At 44.3% G+C, this 20,754-nt stretch carries 16 protein-coding genes; 7 read left to right on the top strand and 9 right to left on the bottom strand.

Going from position 1 to position 20,754, the window contains the following annotated elements; all coding sequences use genetic code 11:
* Nucleotides 1-35 precede the first annotated feature (35 nt).
* From N7E73_RS09440 to N7E73_RS09410, 7 genes are read left to right on the top strand one after another with little or no spacing between them, the layout of a single operon-like run.
* Nucleotides 36-1,478 (top strand): hypothetical protein, encoded by a 1,443-nt coding sequence (locus tag N7E73_RS09440; RefSeq protein ID WP_432738818.1) that lies wholly within the window; start codon nt 36-38, stop codon nt 1,476-1,478.
* A 35-nt stretch (nt 1,479-1,513) separates the two neighbouring features.
* A complete protein-coding gene (locus tag N7E73_RS09435; RefSeq protein ID WP_432738817.1) occupies nt 1,514-2,545 on the top strand; it encodes an N-acetylneuraminate synthase family protein in 1,032 nt (343 codons plus the stop codon).
* Entirely contained in the window at nt 2,538-3,689 is a 1,152-nt protein-coding gene (neuC, locus tag N7E73_RS09430) for a UDP-N-acetylglucosamine 2-epimerase (RefSeq protein WP_432738816.1), read from the top strand. The genes N7E73_RS09435 and neuC overlap by 8 nt, the downstream gene beginning before the upstream one ends.
* A 1-nt stretch (nt 3,690) precedes the next feature.
* Nucleotides 3,691-4,656 carry an NAD(P)-dependent oxidoreductase gene (locus tag N7E73_RS09425; RefSeq protein WP_432738815.1) on the top strand — a complete coding sequence of 322 codons (966 nt, stop codon included), beginning with the start codon at nt 3,691-3,693 and terminating at the stop codon, nt 4,654-4,656.
* Nucleotides 4,656-5,432 (top strand): cytidylyltransferase domain-containing protein, encoded by a 777-nt coding sequence (locus N7E73_RS09420; RefSeq protein WP_432738814.1) that lies wholly within the window; start codon nt 4,656-4,658, stop codon nt 5,430-5,432. The genes N7E73_RS09425 and N7E73_RS09420 overlap by 1 nt, the downstream gene beginning before the upstream one ends.
* Before the next feature lie 21 nt (nt 5,433-5,453).
* Nucleotides 5,454-6,515: an SDR family NAD(P)-dependent oxidoreductase gene (locus tag N7E73_RS09415; RefSeq protein WP_432738813.1), complete on the top strand. Its 1,062-nt coding sequence runs from the start codon at nt 5,454-5,456 to the stop codon at nt 6,513-6,515.
* 2 nt (nt 6,516-6,517) lie between these two features.
* A complete protein-coding gene (locus N7E73_RS09410; protein ID WP_432738812.1) occupies nt 6,518-7,705 on the top strand; it encodes an NAD-dependent epimerase/dehydratase family protein in 1,188 nt (395 codons plus the stop codon).
* Nucleotides 7,706-7,782: 77 nt separating this feature from the next.
* Here N7E73_RS09410 and N7E73_RS09405 read toward each other — a convergent pair whose 3' ends face one another.
* The 9 genes from N7E73_RS09405 to N7E73_RS09365 all read right to left on the bottom strand — a co-directional run bounded on the left by N7E73_RS09405 (nt 7,783) and on the right by N7E73_RS09365 (nt 20,743).
* Nucleotides 7,783-8,700, bottom strand: coding sequence for an FkbM family methyltransferase (locus N7E73_RS09405; RefSeq protein ID WP_432738811.1), 918 nt, complete (start codon nt 8,698-8,700; stop codon nt 7,783-7,785).
* 67 nt (nt 8,701-8,767) lie between these two features.
* On the bottom strand, nt 8,768-9,769 hold the full coding sequence (locus N7E73_RS09400; RefSeq protein ID WP_432738810.1) for a hypothetical protein: 1,002 nt from the start codon (nt 9,767-9,769) through the stop codon (nt 8,768-8,770).
* Nucleotides 9,770-9,774: 5 nt separating this feature from the next.
* Entirely contained in the window at nt 9,775-10,731 is a 957-nt protein-coding gene (locus N7E73_RS09395; RefSeq protein WP_432738809.1) for a hypothetical protein, read from the bottom strand.
* 12 nt (nt 10,732-10,743) lie between these two features.
* Nucleotides 10,744-12,777 (bottom strand): acyltransferase family protein, encoded by a 2,034-nt coding sequence (locus N7E73_RS09390; protein WP_432738808.1) that lies wholly within the window; start codon nt 12,775-12,777, stop codon nt 10,744-10,746.
* Between the two features lie 20 nt (nt 12,778-12,797).
* Entirely contained in the window at nt 12,798-13,955 is a 1,158-nt protein-coding gene (locus tag N7E73_RS09385; RefSeq protein ID WP_432738807.1) for a hypothetical protein, read from the bottom strand.
* Nucleotides 13,956-14,007: 52 nt separating this feature from the next.
* Complete coding sequence (locus N7E73_RS09380) at nt 14,008-14,889, bottom strand: polysaccharide deacetylase family protein (RefSeq protein ID WP_432738806.1); 882 nt, start codon at nt 14,887-14,889, stop codon at nt 14,008-14,010.
* A gap of 77 nt (nt 14,890-14,966) precedes the next feature.
* Entirely contained in the window at nt 14,967-16,988 is a 2,022-nt protein-coding gene (locus tag N7E73_RS09375) for a hypothetical protein (protein ID WP_432738805.1), read from the bottom strand.
* A gap of 104 nt (nt 16,989-17,092) precedes the next feature.
* Nucleotides 17,093-19,216 (bottom strand): hypothetical protein, encoded by a 2,124-nt coding sequence (locus tag N7E73_RS09370; protein ID WP_432738804.1) that lies wholly within the window; start codon nt 19,214-19,216, stop codon nt 17,093-17,095.
* 45 nt (nt 19,217-19,261) lie between these two features.
* Complete coding sequence (locus N7E73_RS09365) at nt 19,262-20,743, bottom strand: GspE/PulE family protein (protein ID WP_432738803.1); 1,482 nt, start codon at nt 20,741-20,743, stop codon at nt 19,262-19,264.
* Nucleotides 20,744-20,754: the final 11 nt, after the last annotated feature.

The following is a 20,754-nucleotide window of genomic DNA, read 5'->3' as shown; positions in this document are numbered from 1 at the left end:
CGCGAAAGACTTCACTTATCATACAGAGCACATTGATGGATAATAACTCCAAGAAACTGACCATACTATTTATTGATAGACCACGGCTAAGACCTCTTTTTTTAGAAACAATAGAATCAATGAAAGAACGATTCAATATTGTGGTCCTAGCTGTGCAAAGTGCTATGCCAGAATACACCTGTATTCCTGGCATATATGTTGAACAACATATCAACGACAAAGACGTCTCCTCTGGTCAGCAAATTCTCAAACACAATCCACAAGTGGTCCAGGAAATCGAGAGAGAACTTGGTATCAATTGCTATAAATGCAACATTAACTATCTTCTGTATAGAAAATTTGCCAGCAAGTATGGGGTGGGAGAGTCGCATCGGTTTGAGAATGAACATATCCCTGAACTTCTAGTCATGAACTACTTTAGGATAAAAACAATAGTTGAAAAGTACAATGTTGATTATGCGTTCTTTGAGACTATTGACACTCTTGACACTGTAATTCTTGAGGCAATGGCCCAAAAAGGACTCATTTCTCAGACCCTTGAACGAGGAATCCTCTCTATAGGAGGGAAAGTAAGAACAAGAATTGCGTCTGGGAAATTTAAACGGAGTCCTAAACTTAACTATGTATACAGCAACAAACTTTTCTCTACAGAAGCAATGGACTGGGCCAAAGACCTTGTAAACAAAACCAAGGATAAACGCCAGGTATCACTATATGACCTGACCCACATGAAAATGGGGGCGACCATCCCTAAGTATTCGTTTTCGGAAATTAAAAATAAAGTCGAGAGAGTAATTAATAATGGGGAGTCTTTCATCCCGGCAATTCTTAAACAGAAGAACAGACTGCTGTCTGCAAAATATTTTGCAAATGAGCTTCCAGCGGGAAAATTGATTGCATATTTCCTGCAGATGACCCCGGAAGCCAGCATGTGCTACCAGACTCCTAGATATGCAACGCAGGAATACCTGATCGAACAGGCTGCCATCAACGGTAAATACGGTTACTCGATTGTTGTAAAAGAGCACCCCAGAGCCTTCGGAAACAGGCCAAAATCCTTCTATGAGGAACTTTCCTTTTTACCCAATGTGACTCTCCTTCCACCATCGTTCTCCAACAGAGAACTACTGCTAAACAGCGAGGCTGTCTTGAGCGCTGGTGGAACAAGTCCCAGCCTTGAAAGCCTAGTAAGCGGAACCCCTGTAATCACGGTTGGACATCCTTATTTTGATGTGTGCACCAATGTACACAATATAGATCGACCTGAAGATCTCTGGGACATAATTGAAGATATAGAATTTGATGAGCAAGGGCGGATAGATTTTCTGGCAGCTCTTTACGAAGCCAGCTACACTCACCCTGAAGCAAATACTATCTATGGCTTTACTAAAGCAACTGGCCTAGGCCCTATTCTGGCACAAGCTCTCGAAGATGAAATTGATCTTTATGAGAGAAAACTTCTCATATCTGAATACTAAGGCCATCCCTTAATAAGGCACGAGGATCAATTACAATGAATACTTTTTTCCTTGATCAATTCTCCATTGGCGACACAAAAGTTGGAACCGGACAGCCATGCTATACTATTGCAGAAGCGGGGGTAGCTCATTTTGGGTCTATGGAAAAAGCGCACAGACTGGTGGACCTTGCCGTTGAAGCCAAGGCCGATGCCGTTAAATTTCAAATTTTCCAAACAGACGAACTTATTTCATCTGCGTCAGGAGAGTGGAAAGACCGTTTGCGGTCAAAAGAACTTCCTTATCAGGCTTTTTCCGAAATCGCAGACTACTGCGCCCATAAAGGAATCACTTTTCTGGCAACTGCCCATGATGAACCCAGCCTAAACTTTCTGGATACACTCAATGTGCCTGCATACAAGATCGGTTCAGGAGAAGTAAGTAACTGGCCATTTCTTGAAATGATCGCCTCCAGGGGCAAACCGGTTATTCTCTCTACCGGTATGTACACTGCTGAAAATATCGCCGATGCACTTAATATTTTCCATAAAGCATCAAACCCACAGATTGCAGTTTTGCATTGCGTAACGAGCTACCCAACTCCGCCGTCAGATGTAAATCTGCGCGCCATGGCTTTTATTAAAGACAAATTCCGCGTCGTGACCGGATTTTCCGATCATACTGAAGGATTTCACATCCCACTCGCCGCGGTTGCTTTAGGTGCACAGGTCATTGAAAAGCACATTACCCTTGACTTTAACATCCCCAACGCGCAGGACTGGAAGGTCTCGTGCGGACCCGACAATCTTGGGCTTTTCATTTCCCAGATCAGGGATATTGAAGACTCACTAGGTATATGTGAGAAAAAACCGGTTAAATCTGAAATTACAAGTATTGACTGGGCTCGAAAAAGTATTGTCTCAGCAAGTCAGATTAAAAAGGGTACAATTCTCAGCAAAGAACATTTTGTTTTCAAACGCCCCGGGACAGGAATCCCTCCGTCTGAAATTGGACTTATTATTGGCCGCACGGCTAAATCGGATATAGCTAAGGACACTGCCATTACTCAGGAGATGCTCTGTGAATAAACGCAAAATATGTGTAGTGCTGACCACCCGCGGTAACTATGCAAAAATGAAGTCCGTGATGCACGGCATTGTGGAAAGCGATAGCCTTGAGCTCCAGCTTATTATTGCAGGAGGTATCGTTCTACCCAAGTACGGTCACAACATTGCCAACCTGATTAGCAGTGAATTTAAGGTTGACAGACACATCCACTATCTTGTGGAAGGCGACACACCTATGACTATGGCCAAGTCAGCAGGACTGGCCATTACTGAATTCAGCACAGCTTTCGAAAACTTATGCCCTGATGCGGTCGTCGTTATTGCGGACCGCTTTGAATGTCTCTCAATCGCAATGGCTTCAAGCTACATGAATATCCCAGTAATCCATCTTGAAGGTGGAGAAGTATCAGGATCTATTGATGAATCCGTTAGACATGCGATCACCAAACTTTCTCACATCCACTTCCCAGCAACGGAGGATGCTGCTCAAAGAATCATCAAAATGGGTGAAGAAAAAGAAACCGTTTTCACTGTAGGCGGAACAAGCCTTGACGTGATCCGCAACATCGACACATCCAGATCCAAACTTAAAGAATTCAACGACATCGGTGTTGGTGCTGAAATAAACTTGTCCGGCGATTATTTTGTTGTAATCCAACATCCAGTCACCACTGAATACAGCAAAAACATGGAGCATCTGACGGAAACTGCAAAGGCAATTACTGATCTTGGTATGCCAACAGCATGGATATGGCCCAACATGGACGCCGGGTCTGATGAAATTTCAAAAGGAATCAGGACATTCAGGGAGAAATGCAATCCCGTAAATGTGCGATTCTTTAAGGGACTGCCCATACAGCTCTATGCCCCGCTTCTGGCTAATGCATCCTGCATAATTGGTAACTCCTCAAGCGGTCTGCGCGAATCTGCCTTCCTCGGAACTCCCTGTGTAAACATCGGAACAAGACAGGCTGGCAGAGAACGTGGGCAGAATGTTTTAGACTGTGGATATAGTTGTTCGGAAATAATCGAGAAAGCAAAGCAGCAACTTGCGCATGGCCGATATGAGCCCGACCATTTATATGGAGACGGGTATGCTGGAGAAAAAATAGTGAATATTCTTGAAAACTTTTCCTTCAACATTCAGAAACAGATTACATATTAATATGAAACCAACACTCATTTACTATTCGATATCCAAATACAGAGAAGAAAATAAATCTCTTTTACACAGGTTGTTTGATATTATTGAACTGGACAACCCTTCTTTTGATACCCCTGAAATTTTGGCTAAAGCGTCAGCAATAATTGCCCCCCTTGGTTACTACGTAGGCCAAGAAAAAATGGACCGCATGCCTAACCTGAAAGTCATCGGCTCAAATACAACCGGACACCCGCATATTGACGTTGAATACGCTGCAGAGAAAGGCATCGCTGTCCATACGCTGAAATATGAAAAAAATCTTCTGAAAACCATCACACCGACAGCTGAGCTAACCTGGGGTCTCATCATCGCCGTAACACGCAACATGCGATCTGCAATGCGCTCTGTGATTGAAGGCAACTGGGATAGGCGCCCCTTCGGTGGACCAGCCATGCTCTCACGAATGAGCCTAGGCCTTGCCGGTTTAGGAAGACTTGGATCAATTGTGGCTGAATACGGGCTTGCCTTCGGAATGAAGGTGTCTTTTTACGACCCTTATATTACAGAATACAATCAGGCTCTCAACCGAGTCGACTCCCTGGAAGAGCTGGTGAGTTCTAACGACATTATCTCTATTCATATTCCCCACGAACCTGAAACAGAGAATATTTTTGACCGAAATACGTTCGATAAGTTCAAAAATGGAGCATATTTCATCAACACATCTCGAGGAGAGCTCGTTGACCACGATGCGCTCATTGATGCCATGAAAAAAGGTATTCTCGCAGGGGCAGCAATGGATGTTTTTCCGGATGAATTCAACCCTGATTTTGATATTCGTAAAGAAAAACTCTGGAGTTACCTGCAGACACATGAAAATCTTATTGTCACTCCACATATAGCAGGGTCCACAGAAGATGCGTGGCGCCTGACCGAACGCAGAACCATTGACCTAATGTGCAAAACTCTCGGTCTGGAGGACAAATAATGACTTCATACAAAACAACAGATGAGATTTGGGCCATTATCCCCGCAAGAGGAGGATCAAAGTCGATTCCTTACAAAAATCTATTCTCTCTTAAGGGACACTCTTTGATCGAATATCAGTACAGAGCAGCTCAGAAGTCTGGATGTATAGAACGAATTTTCTGTTCTACAGAAGATGCCAAGATAGCAAATCACTGCCTCGACTTGGGCATGGAAATACATAACCGCCCCGTGGAACTCGCCACAGACGAAGCCAATGTTGTTGATGCTATCATACATTTGTTACAGGAAGCGGCAGCCAAAGGAGAAAATCTTCCTCTGGCTATAGCCCTCCTGCAGCCCACATCTCCGTTCCTTTTGCCCGAGCATATTGCTTCGTGCGTTTCCGCCATAAAGAACTGTACGACCTCTGCATCATCACAAACAATTGCCGAACTGCCACACAACTACCACGCATACAACCAACGTGAGGTTGGAGATAATGTGGTACAGTTCCATTTTCTTGAAGAACGGAAGCGCTGCTACAACAAGCAGTCTAAGCCTAAGTTCTACAGCTTCGGCAACCTGGTAATCACCAAGACTGAAGCACTCCTTGGTAACCAAGGAGTTTTCGCAGCACCGTCCGTTCCAGTTGTAATTCCAAGAGTAAATGCTTTTGACTTGGACGGCCCGGACGACATCGCTATTGCTGAAGCATACATTGACTCCGGGACGGTAAAACTCAATCACATCAATAATACAAGTTCCACAGAACAGATCAAATCTGGAACTGAATAATCAATAGTCAGGAAATGAATCATGAGCCCAATTACAAACCTGTATAGAGGAAAAAAAGTCTTTATTACCGGGGCAGCCGGAACCATCGGGCAGGAGCTTGTCAAGCAACTGCTCAACATGGATGTCGCGGAAATAAGAGCTTACGACAACAATGAATCCGAAGTTTTTTTCCTCAACGAACGTCATCGCAAAACGGGCAAGGTAAACTGTTTCTTCGGCGACATCCGTGACCAGGATTCTCTTTCCCGGCACTGTAGAGACGTGGACATAATTCTCCACACGGCAGCTCTCAAACATGTCATGGTCAGCGAAATGAGCCCTCTGAATGCAGTTAAGACCAACGTTGACGGTACTGCAAACGTAATCCGCGCAGCCCTCAATTCAGAAACAGTCTCCAGGGTTATTTACACAAGTTCCGATAAAGCAGTTAACCCCACCAACGTAATGGGGACCACCAAGCTTCTCGGAGAAAGACTCATGACCTCTGCAACCAACCTTCCGACACCGGGCCGCAAGATAATATTCAGCTCCACCCGATTCGGAAATGTTATTGCATCCAAGGGATCTGTGGTGCCTATTTTTTATAATCAAATAAAAAACCAGGGCAGCATCACCCTTACAGATGAGCAGATGACCAGATTCATCATGACAATTCCTGAAGCAACACGGCTAGTCCTGGAAGCATCACTTAAAGCACTTGGGGGAGAAGTTTTTGTTACCAAAATGCCGGTTATGCGAATTGTCGACCTTGCTAAGGCGATGATTGATCTGGTCGCGCCGAGATTCGGAAGAGCCCCTTCAGATATTGGAGTTGAAATTATCGGGAGCAAACCCGGAGAAAAACTTTATGAAGAGCTCATGACCGAAGAAGAAACAAGCCGGGCTCTTGAAATTGAAAACATGTATGTTGTAAAGCCATCCTTCTCACCGATTTATGAAACAATCGACTACACCAGCTATGACGGCTGTGTTAATAAGCCAATTACCAGAGCTTATGTCAGTTCCACCGAAACTCCGATGACAGTTGATGAGATAAAGGACTATCTGGCATCCAAACAAATTCTGGACTCTTTGGGAGACTAACGATGCCTAACATTTTAATTCTAGGCGGAGACGGTTATCTGGGTTGGCCAACGGCCATGCGGTTCTCATCCCTTGGCTGGGACGTTACTATTGCTGACAACTATTTCCGTCGTCATGCCTGCGACAAACTCGATACCGGCATGCTTTATACCGTACCCAATATGATCAGCAGGGCCAAAGTATGGTATGAGCTTACAGGTAAAGAGATTAAAGTCTCTGTTTGCGACCTTGCCGATCCTGAAGCTATGAGAGGACTGTTCGATGGCAGAGTAGAATATGATTTTGCCGTGAAAAAGGGTTTTGCAGGTCCTCCGGATACTGTTCTTCATTATGCAGAGCAGCCCTCGGCTCCGTACTCACAGATGAACTACAGAACAGCTAATTTCACGGTTACCAACAATCTTCTGACTACAAACAACCTGATGTATGCGGTACGAGATCTGTCCCCGTCGTCCCATATTGTCAAGCTTGGAACTATGGGTGAATACGGAACACCTAACATAGACATCGAGGAAGGCTGGCTTGAAGTCGAACACAAGGGCCGCAAGGACACCTTTCTGTTCCCCAGACAGGCTGGCAGCATCTACCACACCACAAAAGTCATGGATACCGATCTTCTCTGGTTTGGTGTAAGGATGTGGGGCCTTAAAGTCACAGACTTGATGCAAGGTCCTGTGTACGGGCTTGAAACAGAAGAAACGGCTATTGACCCGCGTCTTGCAACTATTTTCAATTATGACGAGATCTTCGGCACCATCCTCAACAGATTCGTGGTGCAGGCTGTCAGCGGATACCCTCTTACCGTTTATGGTAAAGGCGGACAGACAAGAGGATATCTGAATATCAAAGACACCCTGCAGTGTGTGACTATGGCTGCAGATTCTCCGCCAGAATCGGGCAGGCTTGATATTTACAACCAGATTATGGAAACATTTTCGGTCAACCAACTTGCGGAAAAAGTTCAAAAAGCCGGCAATGCTCGCGGGCATCAAGTCGAAATAAAGCAAATCCAGAATCCGCGCATTGAAAAGGAAGACCACTACTACAACCCGACTTATCAAGGTCTTATTGAGCTTGGTGTAAAGCCGCACTATCTTACCGACACAGTACTGGATGGTTTATTTGCTGTGGTCGAAAGCTTCAAGTCCAACATCCGCAAGGATGTTATTTTTCGTGGAGTTAAGTGGTAAGATTCTCAGTACTGTACAAAATAAAACCCCGCCTGACTTTGTCAGGCGGGGTTTTATTTTGTACAGCGAGCTATGCGTTACTTAACGTAACCAAACATTTTATGTTTATTATATGAAAGAACATAATCGGAATTAGCTTCAAGAACAAGCTTGGTCAAAACTTCCTTATCGTCGGGAAGATGATAAATACAGATCGACAACTTAGGAGCCATTTTCTTAAGCACCCTTCGCGCTCCCTGGAGCATGAATCGCTCAGCACCCTCTATGTCAGCCTTCAAAAAGTCGATTTTTCTTATCCCATTCTCTTCGGCCCACTCATCAAGAGACGTGGCCTGAACTTCTATATAATCATCAGAATTTAGATCCAACACGCACGATGATGCTGCCAGCTCTTTGTTTGGGGAGTATGCAAATCGGAGAATTCCTTTCTCGCTTCCAAGAGCCTTGCAGACAGGCTCAATTCCGGCGTTCAGACGCGCCGCCTGCTCCAGATAGGCATACGCCTCAGGAATAGGTTCAAACGCGTACACGCGAGCTCCTGTGCGGCTTGCACTGGCTGAGAAAATCCCTACGTTCGCTCCTGCATCAATAATGACATCACCTGAACCAAATTTAACCTCACCAGCCTCATATCCACCTTCAGAACCGAAAAAAGCAATTATACCCCATTTATACTTCTTCCAAAATTCATCATAGGGGGCAACAAGCTTGCTGAATTCATGAAAAAAAAGCTTCTTATCCTCATCAGCCCCCATCAAGGGCATTGAAAATCCGGTAAACTGCAATCTATTACCATTTCTGGAATATTTCTCGATCAACTCATAAATGGGAAGAGCAACACCTTTATTCAGGAATATTTTTCCTAAAGTAATTCTCATCAATTGCATTGTGACGGCATCATGAATTAGCAACAATTCATAAAATTGCTTCACTAAAACTAAAGGCCAGACAAATATTCTGAAATACAAAGCAGTAATAATATGTTTAGTTTGCATTCAATTCTCCTTGTAGATGTAATGCTCGGCAATCGGCTTCTTGAAGTTATGCTTCCTGACGCTTAGACTAAGTTATTTTCTGCAACAGTTCTTTTACCTGCCGCGCTACTGTCCGCATGCACTTGACCAAGAGAATCTTAGGACCAAAAACCGTTTTTGTGTAGAGATTGTAAGAGACCAGTTCACCGCCCCAAGACTTTTTAAACTTCAAGATCCCCATAAGCTTAGGGTCCTCAGAATCGGGATCAGCTCCAACCCAGTCCAGATAGCGAACACCACGTTCGTGTGCACGATTGATCATGAACATCTGCAAGGCATAGTTCGCAAGACTCTTCTTGATCCTCAACTGTGTAGAAATTGCGTTTCCTTCTAGCAGTCCGACCTCATATCCCCACCGCACGCCTTGCCAAGCCAAGGGGACTCCATCCTCAAGGGCTACATAATATTCATAACGGCCATGATCATCATTAAGGGCAGCTTCATTCATGATACTCCGATTAAGCCAGGTATTACGGCCCTTAATACTCATCCACTGCTCAATATGTTCAGGACTAGTCAGCCGCTCAATTGTAATGCTTCCCTGCATAGATTTTCTGGCTTTCCGCCTAGTTTCTTTATGCATCTTCTGGAAAACAGCGTCTTCCCCCTGAGAAACATCCAGAACAATCGAATGACGTCTGTCCAATGAAAAACCTTCCCTAGAGAAAGCTTCATCGTATTTATCTGCAAGTCCTGAATCTTTTAGATATTCATAATACGGCGGGGTAATCTCGACGGACCCACACGAAATGCGGTTCGCATAAAGCAAAACATAAGATATCCAATCCCTAAGGCAGGCCCCTTCTTCATGTTCACTGACTGGACCATATGGAATCTCAAGCCTGTACAGATTAAGTTTGTCCAATAAAAAATTACCAAACTTAGAAGATCTGGAAAAATATGACTTCAGCAAACCTGCAGACCTAAATCCGTACGCTGCGATATCTACCTTAACAGCGTGAAGCTTTAAGTATCCGCAAGTTGCATATGGCAGATCCCAATAAGTTTTACCGTGTAAAGAGCTCGGCATACCAATTATCTCCAAAACCAATATGTATATGGCATTAGCAAGTGGAGTCCCCAATACCCTCCGTAAAAGGCATAAAGAATACCCTCAGCTTCAATGACAGTAGGATATCCGACTCCACCAAGCTCATAATTTGCAACTCGTTCAAACACACTGTATGACTTACCATCAAGCGATTTACGTTTCCAGCCGCTATAATCAAGAGCTAACTCCGGCTCTGACCAAGTCTCCAGATCTCCAGACTTGATACACCAGAGTTCACTTCCCCACGCAGTTCTTTTAGACGCCCGATAGAATAACAACCATTCTGAGCCGAGTTGCACCAGACTGGGATTGTTTATAAAATCGTAGCCCGCCATTTTTACAGCTGTTTCAGCAAACACATCCCAATCATTGGCTACTCTTTCTCGTGCAAATATAAAATTTCCAGCTTCACTCGAGGTCACGCCGGCAAGTATGTCTCCGCAGATATTAAAGTCAACGCAATCTACCAGGCCTGTTTTGCTTTTAATGGTAACAAGTTCTCCTGGAACCATTGCTTCCGAAAGACAACTAGTTCTGACTTCCTTGCAATTGTCTCCGCTTGACCAAAGAAGCTGAGCTTCTCCAGCACGATGATATACACGCGGACACATGTAATAACCATCATCAACCAGTAAATCTTCAGGTTCTGTCCAATTGATGAGATCCGCTGATGTTGACGTATATAAAGAGAACACCCTTTTTGGCTGCCGAAGGTTTGGAGAACCGGAGAAAACCATTTTCCAAAGAGAGCCCTCACGCCAAACAAATGGCCAATAAGCCATATCGAATTTGCAATCATGCCCAACATTGATTGCCGGACTAACGGACCGCTCCCAGACCTTTCCATCAATAGACCGGGCTACTAAAACTCTATCCCTACCGTAAACAGGAATATACTTATCGAGGGCATACAGCATCTTATTCGGCACAATAACTACCAATCATTCCTTGAATTATTCGGCACGGTTAGCTAGCGGATTGCCATACCTTTTAAGCCATAGTTCAGCTAAATACTTAGCACCTAAATAGTTAAGATGATTATGATCTGCATACAATGGAAATCCATCAACAACAGCAAGACACTCCCCGTTGACTCCATCGGGACAAATTATCCGTTTAGGATCTATGACTATCGTGGAAGGGAAATCCTTTTGAATGCCATCAATAACTGAATCCTCAAAGCCATGCTGACTGTAAACGACCTCAGCAGACAACTTTGTATTGTAATCGGTACCAAAAGCTTCATTTTTAACAAAATTCAAAGAAAGAGGCTCACCAATGAAAGGAACATCTTTAAAAAGCACCGGGATTTTGCCTTTTTCTACAATATACCTAACGCTATCTCGTAAACCATTGGCAAAACTTACCTTGTTATCGGCAACAATATTGCCGCCAGAACGTATTCCGTCATAAAGCATTTGCTGAGGATAATCCCCGCCTCTGAAAATTCTCGAATAATAAAATGCAGCAATGAATACATATTGTATATGAGGGTCATCAATCAATTTCGACCAGTAATCAACCATCAGTCTCTTGTCAGTCCGCTCATACAACTTCTTGTTAACATCCCTATCAAAGAACGTAACATTACGAAGGAATGGAGTGCTGTCTCTAGCTGTCTGAAGCCCTCTTATATCTAAACCGTTTGTAAGAACTTCAACAAAAGGCCGAATGGCTGTTGAATGAGAATCACCTATCAAAAGAGCATTAATTTTCCCTGATGCACTATTACCCCAAGTCGTATACTTGTTCACATCGTGAGTAATCGGTGACCCTTTACCCAGCTGCGCTCCTGGATAAAACTTATCTGGAGAACTTTCTACAGCAACAATCATACTTCGCAAGGGTTCTGCAAATCGTTGCGGAAATCCATCATAATGTTTGACAGCCATAAAGAAAATTAACGCAACAAAGGCAGGAGCGGTCACAAACACTATAAAAAGGAAGCTCAAAGAACGATTACTCTTCCTAAAAGGCTGCTCAACAAATCTGTAGGAAAAGAAAGCTGCAATAAAACTAAATGCTATGAGCACCCACCTATACTGCGGAACTGAGTATCCTGCATAAACAATAAATGCAAAGGGAGGCCAGTGCCAGAGGTACAGAGAATACGAAATACGACCAATTCCGACAACAGGCTTCAAAGATAGAATTACTGTGACTACGGACTCACATCTTTTAGGCATTACAAGCATGGCAGTACCTAGGCATGGCCATAAGGCATTAACTCCCGGAAATACCATTTTTTCCTTATAGAGAATTGCAGGAATGAGAATTAACGCTAGTCCTGTAATCTCAAAAAGAGTTGTCCAGTCACGTGCACCAAGTCTCAAACTGACTGGCTTACGGAACAGGATGGCCACCCCGGCCCCCATAAAAAGCTCATATGCACGGGCAGGAATCATGTAGAAGGCGAATTCGGGGAACCTTATTAAATACTGCGACAAGCAGAGCAGCCCAGCTCCACCCACCATTACGGCACTGGGATGATACTTTTTTGGGATAAACTTGTATGCGCAGAAAAGTAGTATAGGCCAAATGAAATAAAATTGTTCTTCGACTGAAAGCGACCACGTGTGGGTTAGAGGAAATGCTTTAACATAAGATCGCCAGTAGCCACCGAAAAAACGCCATAAAAAGTAGTTAACCCATGATGTTATAGATGCAAGCTGGGCTTCTGCGAAATCGATCAAACGTTGAGGAAAAATAACAAAGAGGCTAACAAGCGTCACGCACAAAAGCATGAAAAGCAAAGCCGGAAGTATTCGTCTAATCCTACGAATATAAAAATCAGTTAACGAAAATTTATTTGAATCTATTTCAGTTAAAAGAATAGAGCTGATAAGATAACCTGAGATTACAAAAAAAACATCAACGCCAATAAAGCCACCCTCAAAAGAACTGAACTGAGCGTGCGACAAGACCACAAGCAGCACGGCTACCGCGCGCAACCCATCAATTTCTCTTCTATACTTAATGCTTGCCATTACAATCTAGAACCTAAAAACTACTTGCATGAGCTGTCATCAATTTTATACGTAGATTTAACTAATTGGAGTATTTCAACATCCTTTTGGGATAGATTTTGTTTAAAGTCACCTAACCCGTTACATATGCCGAAGACTTGGCAAGGATGTCTAAAATCATCTACGACAATATCTCCCTCTGCACCAAGAAAACCGCCTGATACGAGTCCTATCGAACCATGAAATTCAGCCCGCCCGGTCCGCTGGGCGGCTTTCTCGTTGGCAACGATTGTTGCGATCATCCCATCAAGGGCGCATGTAACGTCAAACCGCAAGACATCTATGCATCTTTCATGAGCCAGATTGAGACCATCCTGCGAAATACTCCCCTTGCCGACATCGATCAATACTCCAGAGTCGCGCATATGCTTAACGGCATCTGCCGTTATCGCAGGCAAGCCATCAGTACAACCAATGACGACATCGCAATCGACACATGCTGCGACAGCTTCTGCATAATAAAACGCCTCACCAATTGCAGAGTGATGGCGAATGGTATTAATTGCCGAAACCAGCTCGATTCCTTTATCTGGATCTCGGCGCACAAAATTTACGATACTGCCGCTTTCTACAAGCTTTATCGCAAGCTTGAATCCAATATTACCACCACCTACGATCGTACATTTTTTCCTATTGAAGCACTTAAACCGCAAAGCTAGATATTGCCAAATACCCTCAACAGTCATGTCATTTGATTTGAATAAATAACAATCGACGTCATGAGAGTATGCCCTGCACAGGGAGTTGGAACCACATCCATTATCACCTTCACCACCTAAGGCAATTATCTCGGATTCAACTCCAAAATGTCTCAGCAGGTTGCTATCTACACTATCCGGAACGTGAAATTTGCGTTCGGCGTCCACAACTATTCGTCTCGTATATTTTTCTGCGACCATGACTGCAATTGCCGCTTGCGTGCGGGTAAACACAACCGCTCCACAAATAACTCCATTAGAAATTTTCCTGATAGGGGTTGTATATGGATTAAGCTTGTCGGTCGGCTTAGCAGTTGTGCCTACAGAAAAAAAAATATTGCTCGTATCTCCAGGGTCAAGAAACGTTTTAGCTCTGCGTAGATTAGATATGATTCTACATTCCCAATCTTTTAAAAACTGCAAATTTTCTTCAAAAGGCATACTGTTTTCTCACTGCAAATCAATGTCGATAAAATTTCCCAGCGCGGTATGATCAAGCATTTCGCTGCGAATCAATCTCTTCAATCATATCTTCATAAAGGACCGTTTTAACGGAACATAATTTCTTCAACATTTTCTCCAGCTTACCATTCTCTACCACGTCATATGGATCAAAATAATGTGTCAAATAATATGAGTTGGAGACAAGGTGATCAATTGTAACTGTAAACTCCTGGATAAACTGCTGATCATTTTCAAGAAATGGTCTTTTCTTCCTCAGCATATTCCAAGAATCAAAAATAGCTAACGGAAAATTAAGACTGCACCCTGTGGGTATCTCATAAATATTGTGCTTGTAAAGTAAAGGAGCACCGTAACCAGGAAATGCGCAAGCCGCTGTTGAGCTACTATACCTATAACCCAATTCAGAAAGGATTTTATACACACTTTCAGTGTGAAGAATGCCGTAATGTGGCGTTCTAAAGCCTATGCAATCAACACCCAGAATATCCTTGATGACAACGTGGGCCTTTTCGACTTCAGCCTTTTGCTCTTCATAACTCAGCTTATTAAAGTATTTACCTGGAGCCCAATGCGGATTATCGGGATGAGTATAAGAATGGTTAATTATTTCATGCCCCTCATCGACCGCTCTCTTATGAATATCAGGATATTTTTCTACAAACTTTCCAATAACAGCCATTCCTGCCTTCAAATCATACTTATGCAACAAGTCTAAAATGCGCGGAAAAGCACTAATATCTTTTTCAAAATCAAAATCAAATGTCAGTGTATATGCAGACTCACCATACGGATTATCTTGCCTTCCAGTGAGAAAACCATAAGCGGCAGAGGGGCACAGCCTATGGATCAATTCACGACAGGCGAAAGCTACGTATTTGTTTCGCATCAACCAAAGTTTATTGCTTCGCATTCTCTTTTCCTAAATAAAAGGGACTGCCCAATGGGCAGTCCCTAGACAAACCTATTTAATCAGCAAAGATAGCTTAATTACTTCTTGAAGCGGCTACGTACGATAGCAACCATGGGAGCCAGCATCAGAAGCAGCCATTCCAGACCGAAACCAGCAGCGGGGTTGAATACACAACCGGAAGAGCTGGAGGAAGTGGAAGTAGGCACGGAACCGAGTACGACGGGGTCAACGATACCGCCAGCAAGGGTGCTGTTTGCATCGTAGGAACCGTTATCTTTTACAACCCAGTTTACGTAGTAGGTCTCAGAAGCATCCAGAACGGAATCCTTTGCAAGGTAACCGCCAGCGGTCTGAGAAGAGATCCACCATGCACCATCAGTAGCAGTAGTAGCGGAACCTGCGTAGTTCAGCTTGCTGGAAGAGGTGGTGAAGGGGTTGATCTTGTAAAGACGCAGGTTGTCGATCTTGCCAGCAAGACCTTCGAATGCGTACTGAGCGGTGTAGTACAGGTCGCCCTTGTAGCCGGAGCTGAAGGTAGCAGAGTAACCCTTTGCTTCAGTCAGAGGAGTGAAGTTGGAGGGAATACCGGTCCAGCGAGCTCTCAGAGCAGTAGCGGAGTATGCTACAGAGGAGTTCTCGGTGAAGTTAGTTCTCAGGGTAGAGATAGAAGCGTTACCCTGGTAACCAGCAGGTGCGCCAGCTACAGCGTAGGTAACTGCGGTGTCGGGGATCATGAAAGCGAGACCGTAGGTTGCATAGGAACCAGTGGTAGCGTTGTATTCGATGATACCAGCACCGAAGGTTTTATCAGCAGCCTGCTTACCGTAGAAGCTGGACTGTACAGTGGTACCGTCAGCACGGTACAGAGTCATGTTGGACTGGGAAAGACCGAACTCGGAGGTAGATGCCAGAGCACCAACGTAACCGTTGATGGTGGTGTCATACTGATGGTTGCTACGTCCGCCTTCGATTTCTGCACCGTTAAGGGTTCTTGCGAAACCTTTGGTGACGAGGAGGCTATCGTCGAGAACGGTGTGGAAAATACCAGCGGTAGCGTTACCAAGGGTGTTTTTCTTAGCACCGAGGAAGATAGTCTTGAAAGCACGGCTCTTGAGATCGTTAGAAGAGTAGTTAGAACCGTTTTTGATCATCACAACAAAGCAGCGTTCGTTAGCTACAGTGTTTACCTGACCAGTGATGATGTTCTTGTCTTCGTTGATTGTAGCATTCTCAAGGAGAGTTCTGTAAGCAGACTTGTTGTTGGTCAGCGCCAGAGAGTTGGTGCTGATGCCAGTTGCGTTGTAGGTAATCCAGGAACCGGAGTTATCGGTCTTGGTACCGTTGGACATGAAGTATTTAACCTGAGCGTTGTCGTTACCGGAATCGGCGGTGATTTTCACCTGACCGATGATGTAGTAAGGAACAGCTTTAACCTGACCGAATGCATAGTAATCCCATACATCGGAGGTGCTGGATACGCCGGTGAAAGTACCGTTAGCGAAGATGATCGGCATGGTAACAGCGGAACCAGGATAGTGCTTGCGGGGGGTGTCACCAGCGGTCAGAGTAGCGTTGGTGGTACTGTTAGCAAGACCAACCATCATCTGGTATGCACCAGCGGGAACGTAAACAGTAGAAGCGTTCCAGGTTGCGTTGTTGAGTTCCTGACCTACGAGGCCGTACATGTCACCGTAAGTGGTGTCATAGTCAAAGTAGGACATGGACGGAGTGGAAGAAGTACCGTTGCCAAAGTTTCCTTCAACAATTTCAGAACCGTTAGTGTAAACGAAAGAACCGTTCAGAGCAGTTCCGCCTACACCAGAAGCGTTCATCAGCATATAGTAACGAACGTCCTGAGTGGTGGTCTTGTTATAAGTAAAGAAACCCATGGAACCAAGACCATTCTGGTCTTCAGTAGTACTTACTGCATGAGCAGAACCGTTCATGCTAAAACCTGTAAAGGCAAGATAAGTACCGTTAGCTTTGTAATGGCCATCCAGTGTTCCGTTCAGGAATGCCGGAGCACCACTTTTTGCTGCGAAAGCACTGGAAGCAACCAGCATGAGCAGCACTGTAAAAAGAACTGTAATCTTTTTCATTGAAAAGATCTCCACATTTAAAAGGTTTCAGGTTTGTCAAAATTTTTACTAGCACTTAAAAGATAAACTTTCAAGTCTTCTCAAGAAAATTTCGCTTTTTTATATCAAAGGACTTCATAAATCCGCACAAAGGGGCCGCCTTCATAAAGAAGCTTAAAGTATGAAGAAATGGCCGGGCTCCCAGGATTCCATGTTAACAATTTAAGCATCGTACTCTGGGCGGCAAAATCATCTACTAGAAACCCCTGTCTGACAAGTTCATTTAAAACGAGTGTGGGCCCCACGTTCTTATCATAAGTCCTCACATTAGCAGTCTTACTTCCCAAAATATTAAATCCACGCAAAGAATATTGAGCTCCAGAGTCTTTCAACACAATCGATCCATTCTCGAAATCAACAGAAAAAGGAGAATACAGCTGCATCACCTGAGGATGAGTACCGATTCCAGTTGCTACATCCCAAGAGCCATAATACATAATCCAATAAGCGAGACTTACATCTTTCCACGTTACTACAATAAATTGTTTGTTTTTGACTGGGAAAGCATAATTTTTTTCACCAAAAGATTTAATCATTCTCTGCACTTCACTCCCAGTCTTTTTTTCCCACACACTTGCAGGATTATTGTTCTGCAAGGCACAGTATTTAATAAACTGATTAGCTTGGGGAATTGAAGGAGTCGTGAAAGGAAGTGCAAGAGGGAAAAGAATCGGACCTGGATGCATTCCGCCATTGGCAAATGAATCTCTTCCTGTATAGTACATTGTTGCATACCCCCAGTCCCACCATGTCCATACTGTACTGCCAGCGGGCATATACTTTCCAGCCTCAACAAGACCTTGTACATGCTCTGGAAAGATAATGGGGGTTGCAGCAATGTTACGATAAATATTCATATTTGAAGTTAATAAAACCAAAATAACACAACATGGGGCAAGCCACGAAGCCGCCTTCTCTAACTGTACATTTTTTGCCACTTTTGAAATAATCCAAACGGAAAATCCCGCAAGACCAACACCTATGGGGAGACCGCAGAACATACCGAATCGCCCCCCCATAAATACCGCTGCCAATCCGGCCAGAGCGAGAGGGGCAAGAAGGATGCTGGTTGGTCTGACCAGAACAAGCCCTATGAAAGAAATGAACCCAGCCCAGCCCAGAGCCTTACTTCCAAAAACATTTTCAAATAACGTATCAAAACTAATGTTCTGTGCCTCAATTACACTTTGGGTCACCCCAGGATAAACCGGTCCATTTCCAGCTACCGCTCCTCCTTCTGCCACCGGCTTCATATAACTGAAAATCTTTGTATAAATAACTTCAAAAGCCGCAAGACCTGCACCACTTAAGGAGAGTACAATGGCCAACACTGCGACAAGAATGAGAATGTTATCAAGTTGCTTGTAGCGCTTGAAGCTACTATCAAGGAACACATATATCAGAGCAATCGAAATGAAAGATCCCGCCACTCCTACGAATGAAGCCACGGAATAAATCAATAACCCTTTAAACAGGGTCACCCTAGAATCAGCAGTGCGGGCACAGAGAATAGACAAAACAGCCCCCATGCCAACAACCAGAAATCCGTACATACTGACGTCAGAATGCCATGTCTCACCATATAAAGTCATTAAGCCTGCGAAATAAGGCAATGCGTAATCATAAAGAGTCGGTTCAAAGTCAGTGACTTGCTCAGACTTTTCGGGCAACCATGAATTTCTAACTCCTTGAATAATCCATCCAGCAAGGAGCCCTGAGATAAGAACTGGAAAGAAAAGAGTTACAACATCGGTGTCATAGTACGAAAGACGTGTACGAAAATAAAATGCAGGAATAGCCGTAGCATAGACAGCGCCTGCTAAGGCAACCCAGCGCCCGCCTATAACCATTCCCCAAATAAGAGCGGCAACGGAAGTCAGGCCTGCAAAAACAGCAGGCAACCAAAAAGCAATATTGCCTAATGGAGCATTAATGAACGATCCCAGAAATGCAACAAGTCTAGCCATTGGATGATCTGCCGCACTCCCAACTCCCTTAGCACCCGCAAGCCAGTAGTACGCATCATGAGTTCCCATAATGTACTCGCCGTTCCAACTGCATAAGGGGTTGCTCCACTTTGGCAACTCAATGCAGCGCAAGGCAAAAGCGAATGCGAATGAAACAAAAGAAAGCAATACAAAAAACTTCCACTCGTTCAGCCAATTTGGCCGTCTGGAATCAAAACTCATTATGGCGTCTCACTGATTATATACGATTATTGAGAATCAATTAGGCTAAAGCTTTGTAACACGAACTACTTCTTCAAGCGTGGTGACTCCTTCCCGAACCAGACGTATACCGTGATCAACCATGGACTCATGTCCCATTTCTTTGGCATAAGCCTTGATTTTGTCAGAGGAAGCTACATCCATGATAAGACCTCGTATTTCTTCGGTAACGGGAATAAGTTCGTAAATACCGCGCCGCCCACTGAAGCCCGTAAAATTACAGTGCTCGCAGCCTGCGCCAGAACTCTGCTTATGAGGAAGATCAGCCATGTTCTCAAAAAGCTTGAAGGTATTCTCGGCGACATCTCTTTCCCGAGAACAATGCTTGCAGTTTACACGAACCAAGCGCTGCCCCAGGACGAGTGACAAGGAAGAGGCGAGCAGAAATGGCTCAATCCCCATATCAAGCATCCTGGTTACCGCGGTCGCAGCATCATTCGTATGAAGCGTGGAAAGGACCAAATGCCCTGTAAGAGAGGCCTGAACAGCGGTGCTGGCTGTCTCTTGGTCACGGATTTCACCCACAAGGATAATATCAGGATCCTGCCTTAGGAATGAACGGATCGTGGTAGCAAAGGTCATCCCTGCGGCTTTATTGACCTGAACCTGGTTAATACCGGAAAGCTGATATTCAACTGGATCTTCGACGGTTACTATGTTTTTGTCGTCCCTGGGGAGTTCGCTTAATCCTGCATAAAGACTGGTTGTCTTACCGGAACCGGTAGGGCCTGTAACAAGAACAATACCATGCGGTTGAGCAAGAACCGTCCTGAACAGCTCAAGATCCTTTCCTTTAAGACCTAAATCTTCTAGGTTGAGAATATTTTTTGAACGGTCAAGAATACGAAGAACAGCTTTCTCTCCACTCATAGTGGGGATAGTAGAGACACGGACATCAACCTCTTTTTGTCCTAGCTTAAGAAAAATACGTCCATCCTGAGGCTTACGGCTTTCGGCCACATCCATTTCACCCATGACCTTGATACGAGCGATCACCGTGGGCTGCAAACCTTTATCAAGCCTCTTTACAGCTTTCAAAACCCCATCCTGCCGGTACCTGACAACAAACCCATTTCCCTGACCCTCAAAATGGATATCACTGGCACCGGTCGAAATAGCCTGATGAAGAGTTTTGTTTACAAGGCGAACAATCGGAGCATCATCATGGGACCATCCCAGCAGATCCTGCCCTCCATCGCCATCTTCTGCATCTCCTTCAGACTCTACCGCACTCTCCTCCTCCCAGACCGTCAAAGCCTGTTCAAGGAGGGGATAAAATTCTTCTTCATCAACAATTTCAGTAATAACATTCATACCCAGCTTCCATGACAGAAAATCGGCCATGGGCAAGGATGCTTCGTTTTGAAGCAGAATTTTAATCTCCTTATCGCCAGTTTCAACAGGAATGAACTCATTACGCTGGGGAAACGTTAGAAACAAGTCGACTACTTCGCGCGAGACCTGACTCAAATTGTACGTACTGCTCAAAACACTACCTG

Source organism: Maridesulfovibrio sp. FT414, from assembly GCF_050916235.1.
Classification (GTDB): domain Bacteria; phylum Desulfobacterota; class Desulfovibrionia; order Desulfovibrionales; family Desulfovibrionaceae; genus Maridesulfovibrio.
The sequence above is the reverse complement of the archived record's forward strand: the minus strand, read 5'-3'. Positions and strand labels throughout refer to the sequence as shown.